General features: G+C 74.6%; 19 protein-coding genes. 6 read left to right on the forward strand and 13 right to left on the reverse strand.

Annotation, left to right across the window (positions count from 1 at the left end; genetic code table 11):
* Nucleotides 1-10: 10 nt before the first annotated feature.
* The 3 genes from ACVCAH_RS31975 to ACVCAH_RS31985 form a co-directional block, all read right to left on the reverse strand.
* The gene (locus ACVCAH_RS31975; protein WP_447139969.1) at nucleotides 11-1,303 is read right to left on the reverse strand and encodes a cation:proton antiporter; all 1,293 of its coding nucleotides are present in this window, start codon (nucleotides 1,301-1,303) and stop codon (nucleotides 11-13) included.
* A gap of 104 nt (nucleotides 1,304-1,407) precedes the next feature.
* Entirely contained in the window at nucleotides 1,408-2,085 is a 678-nt protein-coding gene (locus ACVCAH_RS31980) for an HAD family hydrolase (RefSeq protein WP_447139970.1), read from the reverse strand.
* 41 nt (nucleotides 2,086-2,126) lie between these two features.
* Nucleotides 2,127-4,253 (reverse strand): SpoIIE family protein phosphatase, encoded by a 2,127-nt coding sequence (locus tag ACVCAH_RS31985; protein WP_447139971.1) that lies wholly within the window; start codon nucleotides 4,251-4,253, stop codon nucleotides 2,127-2,129.
* Between the two features lie 189 nt (nucleotides 4,254-4,442).
* Here ACVCAH_RS31985 and ACVCAH_RS31990 point away from each other — a divergent pair, with 189 nt between their 5' ends.
* A complete protein-coding gene (locus ACVCAH_RS31990; protein ID WP_447139972.1) occupies nucleotides 4,443-5,300 on the forward strand; it encodes a membrane protein in 858 nt (285 codons plus the stop codon).
* 60 nt (nucleotides 5,301-5,360) lie between these two features.
* Here the strand turns inward: ACVCAH_RS31990 and ACVCAH_RS31995 are convergent, their stop codons facing one another.
* Entirely contained in the window at nucleotides 5,361-5,738 is a 378-nt protein-coding gene (locus ACVCAH_RS31995; RefSeq protein WP_447139973.1) for a DUF6401 family natural product biosynthesis protein, read from the reverse strand.
* Nucleotides 5,739-5,901: 163 nt separating this feature from the next.
* On the opposite strand from ACVCAH_RS31995, the gene ACVCAH_RS32000 reads away from it, so the two are divergent.
* Nucleotides 5,902-6,348 carry a hypothetical protein gene (locus ACVCAH_RS32000; protein WP_447139974.1) on the forward strand — a complete coding sequence of 149 codons (447 nt, stop codon included), beginning with the start codon at nucleotides 5,902-5,904 and terminating at the stop codon, nucleotides 6,346-6,348.
* Here the strand turns inward: ACVCAH_RS32000 and ACVCAH_RS32005 are convergent.
* A complete protein-coding gene (locus ACVCAH_RS32005; protein WP_447139975.1) occupies nucleotides 6,345-6,557 on the reverse strand; it encodes a hypothetical protein in 213 nt (70 codons plus the stop codon). The genes ACVCAH_RS32000 and ACVCAH_RS32005 overlap by 4 nt on opposite strands.
* 152 nt (nucleotides 6,558-6,709) lie before the next feature.
* Here ACVCAH_RS32005 and ACVCAH_RS32010 point away from each other — a divergent pair, with 152 nt between their 5' ends.
* Complete coding sequence (locus ACVCAH_RS32010; RefSeq protein WP_447139976.1) at nucleotides 6,710-7,960, forward strand: MFS transporter; 1,251 nt, start codon at nucleotides 6,710-6,712, stop codon at nucleotides 7,958-7,960.
* 82 nt (nucleotides 7,961-8,042) lie between these two features.
* Here ACVCAH_RS32010 and ACVCAH_RS32015 read toward each other — a convergent pair whose 3' ends face one another.
* From ACVCAH_RS32015 to ACVCAH_RS32030, 4 genes are all read right to left on the reverse strand, one after another.
* The gene (locus ACVCAH_RS32015; RefSeq protein WP_447139977.1) at nucleotides 8,043-8,303 is read right to left on the reverse strand and encodes a hypothetical protein; all 261 of its coding nucleotides are present in this window, start codon (nucleotides 8,301-8,303) and stop codon (nucleotides 8,043-8,045) included.
* Between the two features lie 133 nt (nucleotides 8,304-8,436).
* A complete protein-coding gene (locus ACVCAH_RS32020) occupies nucleotides 8,437-8,898 on the reverse strand; it encodes an SRPBCC family protein (protein WP_447139978.1) in 462 nt (153 codons plus the stop codon).
* Nucleotides 8,899-8,950: 52 nt separating this feature from the next.
* Nucleotides 8,951-9,367, reverse strand: coding sequence for a DUF2795 domain-containing protein (locus ACVCAH_RS32025; RefSeq protein WP_447139979.1), 417 nt, complete (start codon nucleotides 9,365-9,367; stop codon nucleotides 8,951-8,953).
* A gap of 46 nt (nucleotides 9,368-9,413) precedes the next feature.
* Nucleotides 9,414-10,394 carry a YihY/virulence factor BrkB family protein gene (locus tag ACVCAH_RS32030; protein ID WP_447139980.1) on the reverse strand — a complete coding sequence of 327 codons (981 nt, stop codon included), beginning with the start codon at nucleotides 10,392-10,394 and terminating at the stop codon, nucleotides 9,414-9,416.
* A 218-nt stretch (nucleotides 10,395-10,612) separates the two neighbouring features.
* Here ACVCAH_RS32030 and ACVCAH_RS32035 point away from each other — a divergent pair, with 218 nt between their 5' ends.
* Complete coding sequence (locus ACVCAH_RS32035; protein ID WP_447139981.1) at nucleotides 10,613-11,032, forward strand: ChaB family protein; 420 nt, start codon at nucleotides 10,613-10,615, stop codon at nucleotides 11,030-11,032.
* Nucleotides 11,033-11,094: 62 nt separating this feature from the next.
* On the opposite strand, the gene ACVCAH_RS32040 is transcribed toward ACVCAH_RS32035, so the two are convergent.
* Nucleotides 11,095-12,528, reverse strand: a complete 1,434-nt coding sequence (locus ACVCAH_RS32040; protein WP_447139982.1) for an aldehyde dehydrogenase family protein — start codon at nucleotides 12,526-12,528, stop codon at nucleotides 11,095-11,097.
* Between the two features lie 72 nt (nucleotides 12,529-12,600).
* Here ACVCAH_RS32040 and ACVCAH_RS32045 point away from each other — a divergent pair, with 72 nt between their 5' ends.
* Nucleotides 12,601-14,205, forward strand: coding sequence for a phytoene desaturase family protein (locus tag ACVCAH_RS32045; protein ID WP_447139983.1), 1,605 nt, complete (start codon nucleotides 12,601-12,603; stop codon nucleotides 14,203-14,205).
* 71 nt (nucleotides 14,206-14,276) lie between these two features.
* Here ACVCAH_RS32045 and ACVCAH_RS32050 read toward each other — a convergent pair whose 3' ends face one another.
* From ACVCAH_RS32050 to ACVCAH_RS32060, 3 genes are all read right to left on the reverse strand, one after another.
* Nucleotides 14,277-15,044 carry a polyprenol monophosphomannose synthase gene (locus ACVCAH_RS32050; protein ID WP_447139984.1) on the reverse strand — a complete coding sequence of 256 codons (768 nt, stop codon included), beginning with the start codon at nucleotides 15,042-15,044 and terminating at the stop codon, nucleotides 14,277-14,279.
* Between the two features lie 129 nt (nucleotides 15,045-15,173).
* Nucleotides 15,174-16,175, reverse strand: coding sequence for an SDR family oxidoreductase (locus ACVCAH_RS32055; protein ID WP_447139985.1), 1,002 nt, complete (start codon nucleotides 16,173-16,175; stop codon nucleotides 15,174-15,176).
* Complete coding sequence (locus ACVCAH_RS32060; protein ID WP_447139986.1) at nucleotides 16,172-16,600, reverse strand: SRPBCC family protein; 429 nt, start codon at nucleotides 16,598-16,600, stop codon at nucleotides 16,172-16,174. The genes ACVCAH_RS32055 and ACVCAH_RS32060 overlap by 4 nt, the downstream gene beginning before the upstream one ends.
* Before the next feature lie 155 nt (nucleotides 16,601-16,755).
* Here ACVCAH_RS32060 and ACVCAH_RS32065 point away from each other — a divergent pair.
* The coding region (locus tag ACVCAH_RS32065) for a hypothetical protein (RefSeq protein ID WP_447139990.1) at nucleotides 16,756-16,952 on the forward strand (197 nt) is incomplete at its 3' end.

The following is a 16,952-nucleotide window of genomic DNA, read 5'->3' on the forward strand; positions in this document are numbered from 1 at the left end:
AGCAGGCGGGTCAGGCTCGGGCGGCGCCGGCGACCGGCTCGCCCGTCCGCTCCGCCGGGTCGGCGGTGCGCTCGCCCGCCCGGTCCAGCAGTTGCATCACCGGGGTGGCCGCGATCCCGTGCACCACCACGGAGACGATCACCACCAGGCCGACGGTGGCCCAGACCAGTTCCGCCTGCGGGAAGTCCGCCTTCGTGGTGGCGTACGCCAGGTAGAAGAACGAGCCGACGCCGCGGATGCCGAACAGCGCGATCACCCAGTGCTCGGCGGGCCGGCCGGGCGCGCCGCGCAGCGACAGCCAGCCCACCAGCGGTCGGACCAGGAAGACCAGCGCCAGCCCGACCGCGGCGGCCGGCCAGGTCAGCGGGGCGAGCAGACCGCCGACCACCGCGCCGCCGAAGAGCAGCAGCAGCAGCAGCACGGTCAGCAGCCGCTCGACCTGCTCGGCGAAGTCGTGCAGCACGGAGTGGAACTCGTGGGTGCGCTCGGCGGCCCGGATCGCCCGGGCGGCCACGAACACGGCCAGGAAGCCGTACCCGCCGGCCACCTCCACCAGTCCGTAGGCCAGGAAGGTCGCGGCCAGCGCGAGGAAGCCCTCGGCGTGCCGGGCCAGCCGGAACGTGCTGGGCGCCCGGAAGAAGAGCTTGCCGAGCAGCCAGCCGACCAGCCAGCCGCCGAACACCCCGACCACCACCTTGTAGAGCACGTCGACGGCGAGCCACCGGCCCAGCCAGTCGGCGGGGGCGAGGCTGGTGGTGGCGACGGCGATGGCCGCGTAGACGAACGGGAAGGCCAGCCCGTCGTTGAGCCCCGCCTCGGAGGTGAGCGCGAAGCGCACCTCGTCCTCGGAGTCCTCCACGTCGGTGGGTTCGCCGACCTGCACGTCGGAGGCGAGCACCGGGTCGGTGGGGGCGAGCGCCGCGCCCAGCAGCAGCGCGGCGGCCGGCACCAGGCCGGCCCACCACCAGCCGAGCAGGGCCACCGCCGCGATGCACACCGGCATCGCGATGGCCAGCAGCCGCCAGGTGGACGACCACCGCCGCCAGCTCAGCGGCCGGTCGATCTTCAGGCCGGCGCCCATCAGCGCGACGATCACGCCGATCTCGGTGAGGTGGGTGGCGATCTCCTCGTGCACCAGCGGGTCCGGGTCGGGCAGGCCGGTGGGGAGCAGGAAGATCAGCATGCCGAGCGCGAGGAAGGCGATCGGCATGGAGAGTGGTCGGCGTTCCAGCACCCGGGGCAGGATGCCCGCCAGCAGCGCACCGAGACCCACCACCGCGAACGCGACGGCCACCGGCTCCACGACACCACCCCTCGCCTCGCCCGCGGGTGCGGGCAGGTGGTGTCAGACCATGCCCCGCCGAGGGTGTCCGTATTCCTCCCGGCCGCGTGACGCCGGCGGCGACGTCACCGGCGGGTGGCGATGGGCGAATCGGGCAGCGCCGCCAGCAGCGCGGCCGGATCCTCGTAGACGGCCACCGCGCCGGCGCCGGCCAGCTCGCCGCGGCTGGTGCCGCCGCAGGTCAGCCCCACGCAGGGGATGTCCAGCTTGGCGGCGGCGGCGACGTCCCAGACCGAGTCGCCGACGAAGACCACCCGGGCGGCGTCCAGCCCGGACTGGTCCAGCGCGGCGACCAGGATGTCCGGCGCCGGCTTGCTCTGCTTGGCGTCCGCCGACGAGGTGACGGTGTCGATCACGTCGTCCGCGGCCAGCGCCCGGCGCAGGGCGGCCACCTCGTGTTCGGCGGCCGAGGTGGCGAGCACCACCCGCAGGCCCCGCTCGGCGCAGGCCCGCAGCAGGTCGGCGGCGCGGGGCAGCGGTTCGAGCCGCTCCCAGTACTCGCCGTACAGGGTGTCGTGGGCGTCGCGCAGCCGGCCGTCGGCGTCGCGGTCGCGTTCCGGGCCGAGCAGGTGGTCGAGCAGCTTGTCCGAGCCCATCCCGATGGCTCGGTGGATGGTCGCCATCGGCACCGGCTGCTCGTCCTGGCGCAGCGCCTCCCACCAGCTCACGGTGTGCAGATAGGTGGTGTCGACGAGGGTGCCGTCGACGTCGAAGAGGACTCCGGCGGGGCTGTCGGTGGGCATGACCGCCTCCTACCCGGTCCGGGTCCGGCTGACGCAGCCGGTCAGTCGGACGGCAACAGGATCTCGAACCAGACGGTCGACCCGCGTACGGTCGGGTCCGTCCCCCACGCGTCGCTCAGCTCCTCGATCAACCCGAGTCCGCGTCCCCGGCTGCTCAACGTGTCGGTCTGCGCCCGGGTGACGGTGCCCCGGGTGCCGGAGTCGGCGACCGAGACCAGCAGCCGCTCCGGGCTGAGGTCGATCTCCACCCGGGCGGCGGTGCCGGCGTGCAGCAACGCGTTCGTGGTGAGCTCGCTGGTGCAGAGCACGGCCGCGCCGACCACCGACTCGGCCACCCCCCACTCGGCGAGCTGCCCGCTCATCCAGTGCCGCACCCGGCTCGGCGCGGTCGGCTCGGCCGGCACCTCCATGCTCGCCGAGCGGCTCGGCCGCAGCGCGTGCTCCACCGCCAGCACCGCGACGTCGTCCTCGGTGGCCCCGGGCACCGCCGCCGTGGCCACCGCGCACAACGCCCGGGGGTCGCCGCTGCCCGCGCCGGCGACCGCCTCGGCCAGCGAATCGAGCCCGGTGGCCAGGCCCTGCCGCCGCCGTTCCACCACCCCGTCGCTGAACAGCAGGAGGGTGTCGCCGGGGGCGAAGCGGACGGTGGTGGTGGCCGGCCGGCAGCCCAGGCCGAGCGGAGCCCCGGTGGGCACCTCCACGTACTCGGCGACCGGCTCGCCGGCCGGCGTGCACCGGCGGATCAGCGGGGCCGGGTGGCCGGCGCTGGCCAGGGTGAGCCGCTGCCGCTCGGCGTCGACCACGCCGAGCACCACGGTCACGAAGAGCTCGTGCGTGCCGGCCTCGGCGCCCAGGCTCGTGACCAGCCGGTCGAGCCCGGCGAGGACGCTGTCCGGGCGGGGGTCGCTGAGCGCCAGCGCGCGCAGCGCGGCCCGGACCTGCCCCATCCGGGCCGCGGCCTGCACGTCGTGCCCGGCGACGTCGCCGAGCACCACGCCCAGCTCGCCGGTGGGCAGCAGGAAGGCGTCGTAGAAGTCGCCGCCCGCGGCGTTGCCGTCGACGCCGGGGTCGTACCGGGCGGCGATGCGCAGCCGGGGCAGGTCCGGCAGGTGCTCCGGGAGCATGCTGCGCTGCAGCAGCTGGGCGGTACCGTGCTGGGTCTCGAACCGGCGGGCCCGCTCGGCCGCCTGCCCGGCCAGCTCGGCGGCCGCGGCCAGCAGCGCGCGTTCGGCGGCCGACCAGGTGTGCGGGGCCTGGTAGCCGACCGCCAGACCGCCGCGCACCACCGTGGCGCGCAGCGGCACCGTGGCCAGCGCCCGGATCTTCTGGTCGTGCCGGTCCACCGCGGTCTCCCGCAGCGGCTGCCCGTCCCCGGCGAAGTGCGGCACCCCGCTGCGCGCCGCGACCACCACCGGGGCCGGCCAGTCCGCCGGCGTACGCCGCCACAGCGGCGGGAGCCGCTCGTCGGCCTCGTCGAGCAGCTCGCCGCGGATGCGCCGGACCAGCCGCCAGCCGCCGCCGCCCTCGTCGACGGCGAAGGTGACCAGGTCGGCGTCGAACGAGCTGATCGCGTAGCGCAGCGCGACCCGGGCCACGTCGTCCAGGGTGAGCGTGCCGGCGAGCGCGGCGGAGAAGTCGCTCAGGCTCTGCAACTGCTGGGTGACCTGGGCGGTCTCCGCCGCCACGGCGAGCACCCCGACCGTCCGGCCGGCGCTGTCCCGCACCGGGGAGTAGCCGCGGGTGAAGACGGCGTGCTCGACCACCCCGGAGCCGCGGCGCAGCGGCAGGGTTGCCTCCTTCTCCAGGAACGGCTCGCCGGTGCGGTAGGTGTGCTCGACCGCGTCGCCAATGCCGGGAGCGCGCCAGATCTCGGCGAACACCTCCGGAGCCGGCCGGCCGACCGCCTCCGGGTGCTTGTCGCCGATCAGCTCGGCGTACCCGTCGTTGTAGAGCAGCAGGAAGTCGTCGCCCAGGGTGAGGGCCATCGGCACCGGGGAGGCCAGCACCACGTCGACCACCGCGCGCAGGGCCGGGTCCCAGCCCTCCGGCGCCCCCAGCGCGGTGCCGGCCCAGTGGTGGCCGAGGACGGCGGTGGCGGCACCCGGAGCGGTCGGTGCCGCCGAGACCGGCGCTGGTGGCGTGGGTATCCGCCCGACCGTTCCTGGCATGACCGCAGCCTAGCCCGACCACCCGTGGACCATTCCCGATCATGCCCCGCGCGTCGCGTCGGATGCCGATTGATGCAGGTCAGGGGAGGTCTGGCATGACATGTCGGGAAAAACGTGGTGACCGGCGCGGCGTGCCGTCCGAGCGACGGGGTAAGCGCCCGACGCAGTCCATGCGACAGGAGGGACATCATGCCGGAAACCCTGGCGGTCAGGCAGGTCGACATCGGCGATGCCGTGGCCGACATGTGGAGGTCGGTGCTGTTGTTCATACCGAGGGCCATCGCGTTCATCGCGATCCTCGTGGTCGGATGGCTCATCGCCAGAGCCGTCCTCAAGATCGTGGACACGGTACTGGAACGGTTGAACTTCGACCGGGCAGTCGAACGGGGCGGCATCAAGCGCGCGCTGGAACGCACCAAGTACGACGCCAGTGACATCCTGGCGAAGCTGGCGTACTACTCGGTGTTGCTGTTCACCCTGCAGTTCGCCTTCGGCGTGTGGGGCCCGAACGCGATCAGTGACCTGATCGCGGGCGTGGTCGCCTGGTTGCCGCGCGCCTTCGTGGCGATCGTCATCGTGGTGGTGGCGGCCGCGATCGCCAACGCCGTCCGGGACCTGGTGACCGGCGCGCTCGGCGGGCTCTCGTACGGCAAGATCCTCGCCGACCTGGCGGCGATCTTCATCATCGCGCTCGGTGTGATCGCCGCCCTGAACCAGGTGGGCATCGCCACCACGGTGACCACGCCGGTGCTGATCGCGGTGCTCGCCACCGCGGCCGGCATCCTGATCGTCGGCGTCGGTGGCGGTCTGGTGCGGCCGATGCAGAGCCGCTGGGACCGCTGGCTGGACCGGATGGCCGAGGAGTCGCGGGCGGTGCAGCAGCAGCGGCAGGGGCAGGCCGCCGGGCGCACCGACGTCGAGCGGCAGATGGCCGACCGGACGGGCGCCGAGCGCACCCGGGCCATGCGCGAGCAGTCGATGGCCGGCGGCAGCGGCACCTACGAGTCCGGCGCGGTGAGCGACGAGACCCAGCAGTTCCGCCGCTGATCCGGCGACGGCACGCACCGGGGAGGGGGCCCGCCAGTGGCGGGCGCCCTCCCGGCGTCGTCAGAGCCGGGGGAGCGGGCCGGGCGTGGGCGTGCCCAGCGCGCGGACCAGCGCACAGACCGCCAGTAGCCGGGTGAGCGTCCAGTCGGGGTCGGACCAGTCCGCCGGCCCGGTCGGCGGCTGCCAGCCGTGCTCCAGGGCGGCGGCGCGCACCCCCTCGGCGTAGCCGGCGAGGGCGGCCGCGCTCAGCGGCCGCCGGTTGCCGTCCAGGCTGTCCCGCACGGCGGCGGCGTGCTGGTCGACCAGGGCGAGCAGGCCCGGCCGGGCGGCCGCGGCGGCGAGGCCGTCCGCGCCGACGGAGGTGGTCAGGGCGGCGAGGGTGGACCGCGCCGAGTCGACGACGGTACGGGCAGCGACCCGGTTCGACGGCACACGCATGAAAGACGAGGCTAGCCAACCGATCGCCCGGGTGACCTCGGCCGGTCGGACGGTGTCGGCTGCGCCACCGGTCCGCCGGGGCCGGCCGAGGGGCTTAACCGGGCGCGCGCGGGGCACTACGAGAACCGCCCGGACGGGCGTGACCGGGAACAGGGAGGGACGGATGGCGCAGCACGCGGACGGCCCCGACGAGGCCCACCGCCGACCGGCCGGGGTCAGCGACGAGACGGTGGCCGCCCTCGGCAAGCTCAGCGAGGCGCTGGAGTGCGTGGAGCGGGTCCGCGGCCACCTGTACTCGCTGCACCAGCTGGTCGGCCACGCCGACCTGATGCTGGACGACGCGGTGGAGATGTTCCGCGCCGCGGGGCACCCCGACATCGCCGAGCGGATCGCCACCGACCTGCTCGGCCGGAACGTGATCGCCGGGCGGTGGACCTTCCAGATCGTCGAGGACTTCGACGACGGGTACTACGCGCTCTTCCGGGACCTGGACCGGCAGGCCCGCGACCAGCTCGTCGGCGGCCGGCGGCACCTCTACGAGGCGGAGATGAAGGAACGCCGCCGGACCCGGGGCCGCCCCGGACACGAGGCGCGCCCGGCGCCGGGCTAGTCGCCGGAGCGGGCGTCGGCCGGCCGGCGCCGGGCGGCGTCGTCGACGATGATCACGGTCGCCACCATCAACGCGACGCAGAGGCTGAACAGCCAGGAGCTGTCCGAGACCAGCTTGGCGGAGACGGGTGCCTGGATCGCGGCCAGGAGGAAACCCAGCCAGGCCAGGCGGCGCTGACGCGTGGAGAGGATGCCGGAGCCCTGTTGCATCCCGAAAGTCTTACGCGGGAGCCGGGGCTTGCCGTCAGCCGAACGGCCGATTCTGGATGAGCTGTCCGTTTTCCCGACCGTCCGGACGGCACTTTTTGTCTTAGCGGGGGAGACCCGAGCCCGCTGCCGCGGCTGCGGCAGGATGGTTCTCCGTGTCCGCCACCCCGCCGCCCCGCGCCTCGCTGCTCCTGCTCGCCTACCTCGCCTTCGTCAGCCTCGGCCTGCCCGACGGGCTGATCGGGGTCGGCTGGCCGTCTATCCGGGCGGACTTCGGCGTGCCCACCGAGGCGGTCGGCCTGGTGCTCACCGCCGGCACCGTGGGCTACCTCACCTCCAGCGTGCTCGCCGGGTTCACGCTGGCCCGGCTCGGCGTCGGCCGGCTGCTCGCCGGCAGCACTCTGCTGGCCAGCCTGGCGCTCACCGGGTACGCGTTCACCCCCGCGCTGGCCCTGATGGTCGGCTGCGCGCTGCTGCTCGGCCTCGGCTCGGGCGCGATCGATTCCGGGCTCAACGCGTACGCGGCGGGGGCCTTCGGTCCGCGGCACATGAACTGGATGCACGCCTTCTTCGGCCTCGGCGTGGCGATCGGGCCGCTGATCATGACGGGTGCGCTCACCGCAGGGCTGGCCTGGCGGTGGGGGTACGGCATCGTGGCCGCCGCCCAGCTCGCGTTGGCCGCGGCGTTCGCGCTGACCGTACGCGCCTGGCGGGACCGCGGGCCGGTCCCCGGCGCCGCGCTGGCCGCCCCGGGGGAGGGCGGCCTGCCGGCGGAGGTCCGCGTGCCGGCCGGCGTGGGCGGAGCCGCGCCAGCCGCGCCGGCGACGCTCGCGCCGGTACGGGTGCGCGAGACGTTGCGCCTGCCGGCGGTCTGGTTCGGCGCGCTGGCGTTCGCCGTCTACGTGGCGATCGAGGTGGCCGCCGGGCTCTGGGCGTTCCTGCTGCTCACCGAGGGCCGCGGGCTGAGCGCGACGGTCGCCGGGCTCTGCGTGTCCGGCTACTGGGGCAGCCTGTTCGTGGGGCGGGTGGTGCAGGGCGTGGTGGCCGAGCGGCTGGGCGCGCCCCTGGTGTTGCGCGCCAGCCTGCTCGGGATGGCGGTCGGCGCGGCGCTGATCGCCCTGCCCGCCCCGGCCTGGCTGGCGGTGGCCGGCCTGGTCGTCGTCGGCTTCGCCGCCGCCCCGGTCTTCCCGCTGCTCACCCTCACCACCGCCGACCGGGTCGGGGCCGCGCACGCGGACCGGACCATCGGGCTGCAGATCGGGGCGGCCGGGCTGGGCGGAGCGCTGATCCCGGCCGGGATCGGGGTGCTGCTCGGCAACACCTCGGTGGAGCTGCTCGGCCCGGCGCTGGTGCTGCTCGCGGTCGGGCTGATCGCCCTGCACGCGGCCGGAACCCGGCGCGCCTGACCACCGCTCCGCGGCGACGGATCCGGGTACGAAAGGACCGCCGAGGGCCCTTCCGTGCCCGGATCTTTCGGTAACAGCCGGGTCAGAGAGTGTCGGGGCCGGTGCGTCCGGTGGTGGAGGGGCGGTAGGCGCGGTCCCGGTCGGTGGGCTCCCGGCCGGCGCCGGCCGGCTCGCCGCCCCGGTCCACCGCCTCCGGTCCGTGGCCGAAGGCGGCCTCCTCGCCGGCGTCGTTGCCGGTCACGTCGTCGGCCTGGCCGTCCAGCGTCGAGCCCGCGACGGCCCGCTCCAGTTCCTCCAGCGAAGTCCGTTCCTCGTTCCGCCACAGCTTGTTGTCGTCGGTCATGCCATCGCCGTACCCCGGCCCGGTGGGCGCAAACGGCACGGCCGGACCGGTGGGTGCCCCGCGGCGGCGGGTGCCCGGACACCGCGATGGCCGCCGGGTACGCCGGCGGCCATCGGAGCTCGTGCCCGGGGGATCAGGGCGTCGGCCGGTCGACCTTGCCGCGCCAGGCGCCGGTCTCCTGACCGCGCCGCTCGATGAACTTCTTGAACCGCTCGAGGTCGCCCTTGGCCCGCCGGTCGACGATGCCGAGCTTGTCGCCGGCCTGCTCGACCACGCCGTGCGGCTCGAACTCGAGCTGCAGGGTGACCCGGGTGTGCTCCGGGTCCAGCCGGTGGAAGGTCACCACGCCGGCCTGCTTGGTGCCCCCGGTGGAGCGCCAGGCCACCCGCTCGTCCGGAAGCTGCTCGGTGATCTCGGCGTCGAACTCCCGCTTCACCCCGGCGATCTCGACCGTCCAGTGGGTCATCGTGTCGGTGAGCTGCCGGACCTCCTGAACCCCCTCCATGAACTGGGGGAACTCCTCGAACTGGGTCCACTGGTCGTACGCGGTGCGCACGGGTACGGAAACGTCCACATGTTCGGTAACGCCACTCATCAGGCATCCTCCTCTTCTCCGCCGGCCCGTTCCGGATTCTCGGGTGATCCGGTCACCAGCGGGTCGTCTCGTTCTTGTGGCCGAGCGCCGCCCACACCTCCGAGACCGTCTCGTAGCGGGTTCCGTCCGGCAGTCGCTCCAACTCGGCGACGATGTCGTCCGGGGCGTCGTTGTCCCGCGCGTTGGCGATCAGCGCCGCGCGGTCGCCGGGCAGGGCCGACATGGTGATGAACCGGCCCAGCCGGCTGCGCCGCTCGACGTCCTGGGAACTCATCCCCTTGGGCGCGCCGGTGCGCAGCTCACCGGCCGGGGCGGTGGTCGCCTCCGGCTGGTCCTCGCCGGCCGGCTCCGGCACCCGGGCCTCGTCGACCCGCGAGCCGCCGGTGCCGGGCCCCTGCAGGAGGCCGGCGACCTCCTGGCTCATCTGCTCGTCGAGCCTCGGTCCGTGCTTGCTGTTGCCACGCTCCATGCCTGTTGCGCTACCCGGCGGGACCGGCGATAAACCCGGCAAGCGGTCACGTACCGGCCGACTGCTTCGGTGGGAGCACCGGCTCCGCGGGGTCCGGATCGCCGGCCTGGAGCGCCCGCCCGCGCTGCAACTCCGCGTTGATCTGCACCCCCAGCATCAGCGCCGAGTTGGACAGGTAAAGCCAGACCAGGAACGCGATCACGGCGCCGAGGCTGCCGTAGGTGGCGTCGTACGAGCCGAAGTTCGCCACGTACAGGCCGAAGCCGAAGCTGGCCGCCACCCAGGCGAGCAGCGCCACCGCGCCGCCGGGGGTGAGCCAGCGGAACCGCGGCTGCCGCACGTTGGGGGCGATCCAGAACAGCAGGGAGAGCAGCACCATCATGATCGCCGCGAGCAGCGGCCACTTGCTCACGCTCCACACCGTCCGGGCCAGGCCGCCGGCGTTGACCAGGTCGCCCACCGCGTCGGTGACCGGGCCACTGACGATCAGCCCGGTGGCCACCACGGCGAGCAGGACCAGCGACACCCCGGCCAGGCCGATCTGCAGCGGGCGCAGCTTCCAGAACGGCCGCCCCTCGGGCACCCCGTAGATGGCGTTGGAGGCGCGGGTGAACGCGCCGATGAAGCCGGAGGCCGACCAGAGCGCGCCGAGCAGGCCGAAGCTCAGCAGCACCCCCGCCGAACTCTCCTCGTCGACCACGTCGCGGACCACCCCGACGAAGCCCTCGTTGGCCACCACCGAGCCGGCGCCGATCTCCCGGGCCAGGTCGAGGACGGTGTCGACGGTCCGCTCACCGTCGGAGACCAGGCCGACCAGGGAGACCACCACGATGGTGGACGGAAACAGCGCCAGCACCCCGTAGTAGGTCAGCGCCGCGGCCCAGTCCGCGCAGTTGTCGGTGACGAAGTTGCGCGCGCTGCGCGCCAGCACGCCGCGCCAGGTCCGCCAGCTCAGCTGACGCACCCGCCGGGGCATCCGCAGGCCCCGCTCCCCGCCGAGCGCCGCGCCGGGCTCCGTCGTCGTCATGGCCCGCTCCCTGTGCCCCGGCCACCGGATGACCGGCCCATCCGGTTTCGCCTGGCCCGCCGGTACCCAGGCCCGGAAACCCACAAACGGCCCACGTCGGCACCCGGCCCGCATCCGCGCCCGACGCCCGGAGGACGCGCGCCGGGAGCGGTTTGCGGCCGCCGATCCGCGGGAACGGATACAGGTCACGCGGAACCGTCGACACGGAGGAGGACGAGATGCCCGGGCGTGAGGTACTGCCCAGCACGTTGCGACGCTCCCCGGCGAAGGCGCAGCGCACCTGGGAGAAGACGCACGACTCGGCGGTGGAGACCTACGGCGAGGGGGAGCGGGCGCACCGCACCGCCTTCGCCGCAGTGAAGCACGAGTTCGAGAAGGTGGGCGACCACTGGGAGCCCAAGGGCCGCAAGGGCCCGAGCGACCGGCAGGCGGCCGGTGGCGGACCGGAGCGCCGCGCGCCCACCGCCGCCGGGGTGGACGCGAACGCCACCAAGGACCACCTCATGAAGGTCGCGCGCAAGCTCGACGTCCCCGGCCGGTCCAGCATGACCAAGCCGGAACTGGTCAAGGCGATCGAGAAGGCGAACAGCCGGCAGACCGCCAAGGCCCGGGAGACCGCCAAGTCGCGCGGCCGCTGAGCGGCGTCCCGCAAGTACCCGCAGGGGTGGCCGTCCGACCGGACAGCCACCCCTTCGGCGGCTCACCAGTGGCCGCCGCCGGGCGCCTCGATGTGCACCGCCTTGGTCGCGGTGAACTCGTCCAGCAGTTCCGGGCCGTACCCGAAGCCGTGGCCGCTGCCGCGGCGCGGATGCGCGGCACCGCCCGGCGCGCCGCCGAAGACCGCGTTGACCTTCACGGTGCCCACCGGCAACTCGCGCCAGGCCCGCTGGGCGTGGCTCATCGATCCGGTGAGCACGGTCGCCGCCAGCCCGTACGGCGAGTCGGCGGCGCAGCGCAGCGCCTCGCTGAACGAGTCGACCACCACCACCGGGGCGACCGGCCCGAACGTCTCGTCACGGATCACCGGCATGTCGTGCCGGCAGTCGGTCAGCACCGTCGCCGGGTAGAACGACCCCGGCCCGTCCGGCAGGGTGCCGCCGGTGCGGATCCGCGCGCCCTCCGCCACCGCGGCGGTCACCTGCCCGTGCACGTGGTCCCGGTGCCGCCGGTCGACCAGCGGGCCCAGCTCGGTCCGCGGGTCGCGGCCGGGCCCCGTGCGCAGCGCCCGGGCGCGCTCCGCCAGCGCGTCGACGAAGTCCTCGGCGAGGTCCCGGTGCACGTAGATGCGCTCCACCGCGACGCAGATCTGCCCCGCGTTGGCGAACGCCCCGGTGGCCGCCTGCCCGGCCGCCCAGACCGGGTCGACGTTGGCGTCGACCACCAGCGGGTCGCTGCCGCCGTTCTCCAGCAGCACCTTGGCGCCGGTCCGGGCGGCGGCCGCGGCGATCGCCCGGCCGGTGGCGGTGGAGCCGACGTGGGCCACCACGTCCACCTCCTGGGCGGCCAGCGCCGCGCCGACCTCGGGCCCGCCGATCAGCAGCGACAGCACCCCGGCGGGCAGCGCGCTGTCCAGCGCCTTCGCCAGCAGCCAGCCGGTCGCCGGGGTGCGCTCGCTCGGCTTGTAGAGCACCACGTTCCCGGTGACCAGGGCCGCGCCGAGCAGCCCGCAGGAGACCGCCACCGGGTCGTTCCACGGGGTGATCGCGGCGACCACGCCGCGCGGCTGCGGCGCCATGAAGTCGAGCGCGTGGTGGGCGCCGTGCAGGGTCCGACCGCCCCGCACCGGGGCGAGTTCGGCGTACTGTCGCAGGGTGCCGATCCCCGCCTCGACGCCGCCGCGGGCGTCCGCCAGCGGTTTGCCCATCTCGGCCGTGGTGGCCTCGGCCAGCTCGTCGGCGACCGCCGCCACCGCGTCCGCGGCCCGGTGCAGCGCCGCGGCCCGCTCCGCCGGGGCGGTCGCCGCCCACTCCGCCGCGGCGCCGCGGGCCGCCTCCACCGCCTTGCCGACCTCGTCCGCCGTCGCCACCGGCACGGTGCTGACCGGGGTGCCGTCCGCCGGGTCGTGTACGACCAGCTCGCCCCCTTCGCCGCCCGCGCCCCACACTCCACCTATGAGCTGCGCAACCGTGTACATGCGGGGGTGGATGCCCCGGGTCCGGCGAGGCAAACGCGTTTCGCCCGGTTCCTGGTCGGGTAGGCGGATCGGATGAGTTCCACCGGCGCGGAGAGCGCGGACGCCGTCGTCGTCGGTGCCGGCCACAACGGCCTGGTGGCCGCCAACCTGCTGGCCGACGCGGGCTGGGACGTCCTCGTGCTGGAGGCCACCGGCGCGCCGGGCGGCGCGGTGCGCTCGGCCGAGGTGACGGCGCCCGGCTACCTGAGCGACCTCTACAGCTCGTTCTATCCGCTCGGCTACGCCTCGCCGGTGCTGCGCCGGCTGGACCTGCAGCGGTACGGCCTGACCTGGCGGCATGCCCCGGACGTGCTGGCCCACCTGCTGCCCGACGGGCGGGCGGCGGTGCTCAACCGGGACCCGCAGGCCACCGCCGCGTCGCTGGAGGCGTTCGCGCCCGGCGACGGCAAGCGCTGGCTGAACGCCTACACCGACTGGCTCGAGGTCGCCGAGCCGATGCTGGACACCATCACCACGCCCTTCCCGCCGGTGCGCGGCGGCCTGACGCTGCTGCGCCGGCTGCGGGTTTCCGGGGCGCTCCGGCTGGCCCGCCGGCTGGTGGTGCCGGTCCGCAAGCTCGGCGACGAACTCTTCGACGGCGCGGGCGGTCCGGCGCTGCTGGCCGGCTGCGCCCTGCACACCGACCTGTCCCCGGAGGAGGCCGGCTCCGGGGTGTACGGCTGGCTGCTGGCGATGCTGGGCCAGCAGGTCGGCTGGCCGGTGCCGGCCGGCGGCGCGCAGCGGATCACCGACGCGCTGGTGGCCCGGTTGACCGAGCGGGGCGGGCGGATCCTCTACGGCGCCCGGGTAGACCGGGTGCTCACCGCCCGCGGCCGGGCGATGGGGGTGCGCACGGTCGGCGGGGCGCTCTGGCGGGCCCGCCGGGCGGTGCTCGCCGACGTGCCCGCTCCGGCGCTCTACCTCGACCTGGTCGGCGCGGCGGCGCTGCCGCCCCGGCTGGTGGAGGACCTGGCGCACTTCCGCTGGGACGGCTCGACGCTCAAGGTGGACTGGGCGCTCTCCGCCCCGGTGCCGTGGACCAACCCGGCGGTGGCCACCGCCGGCACCGTCCACCTCGGCGCGGACCTGGACGGGCTGACCGGCTACGCCGCCGCGCTGGCCCGCTCCGAGATGCCGCGCGACCCGTTCCTGCTGGTCGGACAGATGTCGATGGCCGACCCGAGCCACTCGCCGCCCGGCACCGAGTCGCTCTGGTCGTACACCCACCTGCCGTTCCGGCGGCACTGGCGGGCGGAGGAGATCGCCACACAGGTGGAGCGGATGGAGGAGGTGCTGGAGGCCGCCGCGCCCGGCTTCCGCAGCCTGATCGTCGGCCGGCACGTCGCCGGCCCGGCCGACCTGGAGGCGGACCAGCCGAGCCTGGTCGGCGGTGCGGTGGGCGGCGGCACATCGGCCGCGTACCAGCAGCTGTTCCTACGGCCGATCCCCGGTCTGGGGCGCGCGGACACGCCGGTGGACCGGCTCTTCCTGGCCAGCGCGTCGGCGCACCCGGGCGGCGGGGTGCACGGCGCGCCGGGCGCGAACGCCGCGCGGGCCGCGTTGGCCCGCGACCGGGCCGGCACCGGCCGGGTGTACGCGGCCGTCATCGACGCCGCCCACCGCACCGTCTACCGCTGACTGCTGCCCGGGGCTCCGCCGGCCGCGCTGCCGCCGCACCAGCCTGCTGCACCTCCACCTGGGCCGCTCCGTCAGCGCTCGATGTTGCGGTGCTTGCTGCGCAGCTTGAACGGCATCAGCGCGCTTTCGATCTTGGTGGCGGTGGTCATCTTGGACGCGCCGTCGCGCCGCTCCTCGAAGCGGATCGGCACCTCCAGGATGGTGTGCCCCAGCTTCGTGGCCAGGTAGTGCATCTCCACCTGGAAGCTGTAGCCGTTGGACTGCACCCGCTCCAGGCCGATGTCCCGCAGCGCGTCCGCGCGCCAGATCTTGAACCCGGCGGTGAGGTCGCGGATCCGCACCCGCAGCAGGGTGTGCACGTAGAGGTTCGCCCAGCCGCTGAGCGCCCGCCGGTAGAGCGGCCAGTTCTCGTCCAGTTCGCCACCCGGGACGTAGCGGGAGCCGATCACCACGCCGGCCTGGGTGGAGAGCAGCGCGCCGAGCATGCCGGGTAGGGCCTCCGGCGGGTGCGACAGGTCGGCGTCCATCTGCGCCACGTACTCGGCGCCGCCGTCGAGCGCGCGCCCGATCCCGTCCACGTACGCCCGGCCCAGGCCCTCCTTGCCGGCCCGGTGCACGACCTCGATCCGCTCCGGGTGCTCCACGGCCAGCTTGTCGGCCACCTCGCCGGTGCCGTCCGGCGAGTTGTCGTCGGCGACCAGGATCTTCAGGCCCGGCAGGGGCAGGGCGAGGAGCCGCTCGACCAGCACCGGGAGGTTGCCCGCCTCGTTGTAGGTGGGGACCACGACGGTCAGGCGTGCGTCCCGCCAAGGTGCGGGCAACTGCACGGGTTGGATCATGTCGGACATCCTCGGTTTGCGGACAGGGTTCCCTGAGAGGGTAGCCAGTTGCCACATCCGGGTGGGAAAGGCTCCCCGTCCGGGCGGTCGCCGCCGGTCCGCGGGGTGCTGGGGACGCGTCGACGCCGGTCAGCGCCGGCGGCGCGCGAGGCCGGTGAGGGCGAGGCCGACGCCGGTCAGGACGAGGCCGGAGACGGCGGGTTTGTGCGTACCGACCCAGAGGGCGGCGGAGCTGGCGCGGGCCCGGTCGGTGAAGACCCCCGCCGCGCCCCGGTCCCGCTCGTCGTCACCCGGATGGTCCAGATTGTCCCGCCAGGTGGCGGGGTCGATCGGGGTGCCGGTCTGCTGGCTGTCGTAGCCGTCGCGGGCCAGCTTCCGGTCGAGCAGGCCGGGGATCAGGGCGTCCGCGAGCCGGGCCCGCCAGGTCGGGCCGCCCACGTTCAGCTCCCGTGGCCCGTGGTCGGCGGCCCACAGGATGGCGCGGGCGGCGACCTCCGGGGCGAAGATCGGGGGCACCGGCTGCGGGTGGCGGGGGAGCCGGGTACGCACCCAGGAGAACTGCGGGGTGTTGATCGCCGGCAACTGCACCATCGACAGCCGGACCGTCGGGCAGTCGTGCAGCAACTCGGCCCGCAGCGAGTCGTTGAAGCCCTGCACGGCGTGCTTGGCCGCGCAGTAGGCCGACTGCAACGGGATGCCCCGGTAGGCGAGCGCCGAGCCCACCTGCACGATCGCGCCCCGGCGGTGCGCCCGCATGTGCCGCAGCGCGGCCAGCGTGCCGTGCACGGTGCCGAGATAGTTGACCTCGGTGACCCGCCGGAACTCGGGGGCGGTGATCTCCCACGCCGGCGCGAAGACCGAGAGCATCGCGTTGTTGATCCACACGTCGATCCGGCCGTACCGGTGCACCACGGCGTCGGCGGCCTGCTGCACGGCGCCCGCGTCGGCCACGTCGACCCGGTAGGTGCGTACCTCGGCGGCGCCCAACTCCCGGCAGTCCCGCTCGGCGGCGGCCAGCCCGGCCGTGCCGCGGGCCAGCAGCGCCAGCCGCGCCCCCCGCTCGGCGTACGCCCGGGCCACCGCCCGGCCCACGCCCGCGCTCGCGCCGGTCACCACCACGGCCTGCGTCATTCGTCCGCCTTCTGCCGGGTGGCGATGTCGGAGAGGCGCCGGAGGGTCTCCTTGTTGCGCTGGTGCAGCACCAGGTCGTTGAGTTTGGTGCGCACCCAGCGCAGCGGTCCGGCCGCGAAATCCTCACCGATGCGGACGCAGGTGGCCCCCTCGCCGACCGGCTCCAGGGTGAAGGCCACCATCGCCTCGCCAGCCGGCCAGAGCCCGGCCCTGAGAAGGAGCCGGCGCGGCGGTTCGCAGGCGAGCACCGTCGAGGAGTCCTCCAGCGAGAACGGCCACGGTCCGGCCCGGTGGTGCAGTTCGCTGCCCACTCGCGGCCACGCGTCGTCCACGCCGCGGACGTGCACCGTGCCGACCACCCAGTCGCTGTACGTCCAACCGTCGGCCAGCACCGCCCACACCTGTTCCGGCGGTGCGTCGATCACTTTCTCCACAATCGCCACTGCGCTCCCATACCCGCGTTGCCCCGCCTGCTAACAGGCGGGCCGGGTTAGCTTCTCCGGGGCGGCGGGTAAGGCCAGCGCGGGCGGCCGTGAGCGGACGCCCCGGGCGTACGCGGTGCGGCACCGCGTTGAAGATGATGTTTACTCCTCGGGGCGCAGGGAACCCGCCGGCTGTGCGACAGGACCAGGTGGACGCGGATCAGCGCAGGTCAGCCGGGGTGAACGCCGGTGCTGACCGGGCCGGGTCCGGGCCCGTCCTGTTCGATGCGGTGTTGCTGGATCGGGATGGCACGTTGGTGGAGGACGTGCCGTTCAACGGTGATCCGGAGAAGGT

The sequence above is a fragment of the Micromonospora sp. LZ34 genome, assembly GCF_052981855.1.

Excerpts from the sequence above, each read along its gene's own strand:
- ACVCAH_RS32015 (WP_447139977.1), bottom strand. The coding sequence starts at position 8,303 with ATGACCGACGACAACAAGCTGTGGCGGAACGAGGAACGGACTTCGCTG.
- ACVCAH_RS32055 (WP_447139985.1), bottom strand. The coding sequence starts at position 16,175 with ATGACGCAGGCCGTGGTGGTGACCGGCGCGAGCGCGGGCGTGGGCCGG.
- ACVCAH_RS31990 (WP_447139972.1), top strand. The coding sequence starts at position 4,443 with ATGCCGGAAACCCTGGCGGTCAGGCAGGTCGACATCGGCGATGCCGTG.
- ACVCAH_RS32035 (WP_447139981.1), top strand. The coding sequence starts at position 10,613 with ATGCCCGGGCGTGAGGTACTGCCCAGCACGTTGCGACGCTCCCCGGCG.
- ACVCAH_RS31985 (WP_447139971.1), bottom strand. The coding sequence starts at position 4,253 with ATGCCAGGAACGGTCGGGCGGATACCCACGCCACCAGCGCCGGTCTCG.
- ACVCAH_RS32020 (WP_447139978.1), bottom strand. The coding sequence starts at position 8,898 with ATGAGTGGCGTTACCGAACATGTGGACGTTTCCGTACCCGTGCGCACC.
- ACVCAH_RS32045 (WP_447139983.1), top strand. The coding sequence starts at position 12,601 with ATGAGTTCCACCGGCGCGGAGAGCGCGGACGCCGTCGTCGTCGGTGCC.
- ACVCAH_RS31995 (WP_447139973.1), bottom strand. The coding sequence starts at position 5,738 with ATGCGTGTGCCGTCGAACCGGGTCGCTGCCCGTACCGTCGTCGACTCG.
- ACVCAH_RS32050 (WP_447139984.1), bottom strand. The coding sequence starts at position 15,044 with ATGATCCAACCCGTGCAGTTGCCCGCACCTTGGCGGGACGCACGCCTG.
- ACVCAH_RS32000 (WP_447139974.1), top strand. The coding sequence starts at position 5,902 with ATGGCGCAGCACGCGGACGGCCCCGACGAGGCCCACCGCCGACCGGCC.
- ACVCAH_RS32030 (WP_447139980.1), bottom strand. The coding sequence starts at position 10,394 with ATGACGACGACGGAGCCCGGCGCGGCGCTCGGCGGGGAGCGGGGCCTG.
- ACVCAH_RS32005 (WP_447139975.1), bottom strand. The coding sequence starts at position 6,557 with ATGCAACAGGGCTCCGGCATCCTCTCCACGCGTCAGCGCCGCCTGGCC.
- ACVCAH_RS32025 (WP_447139979.1), bottom strand. The coding sequence starts at position 9,367 with ATGGAGCGTGGCAACAGCAAGCACGGACCGAGGCTCGACGAGCAGATG.
- ACVCAH_RS32040 (WP_447139982.1), bottom strand. The coding sequence starts at position 12,528 with ATGTACACGGTTGCGCAGCTCATAGGTGGAGTGTGGGGCGCGGGCGGC.
- ACVCAH_RS31980 (WP_447139970.1), bottom strand. The coding sequence starts at position 2,085 with ATGCCCACCGACAGCCCCGCCGGAGTCCTCTTCGACGTCGACGGCACC.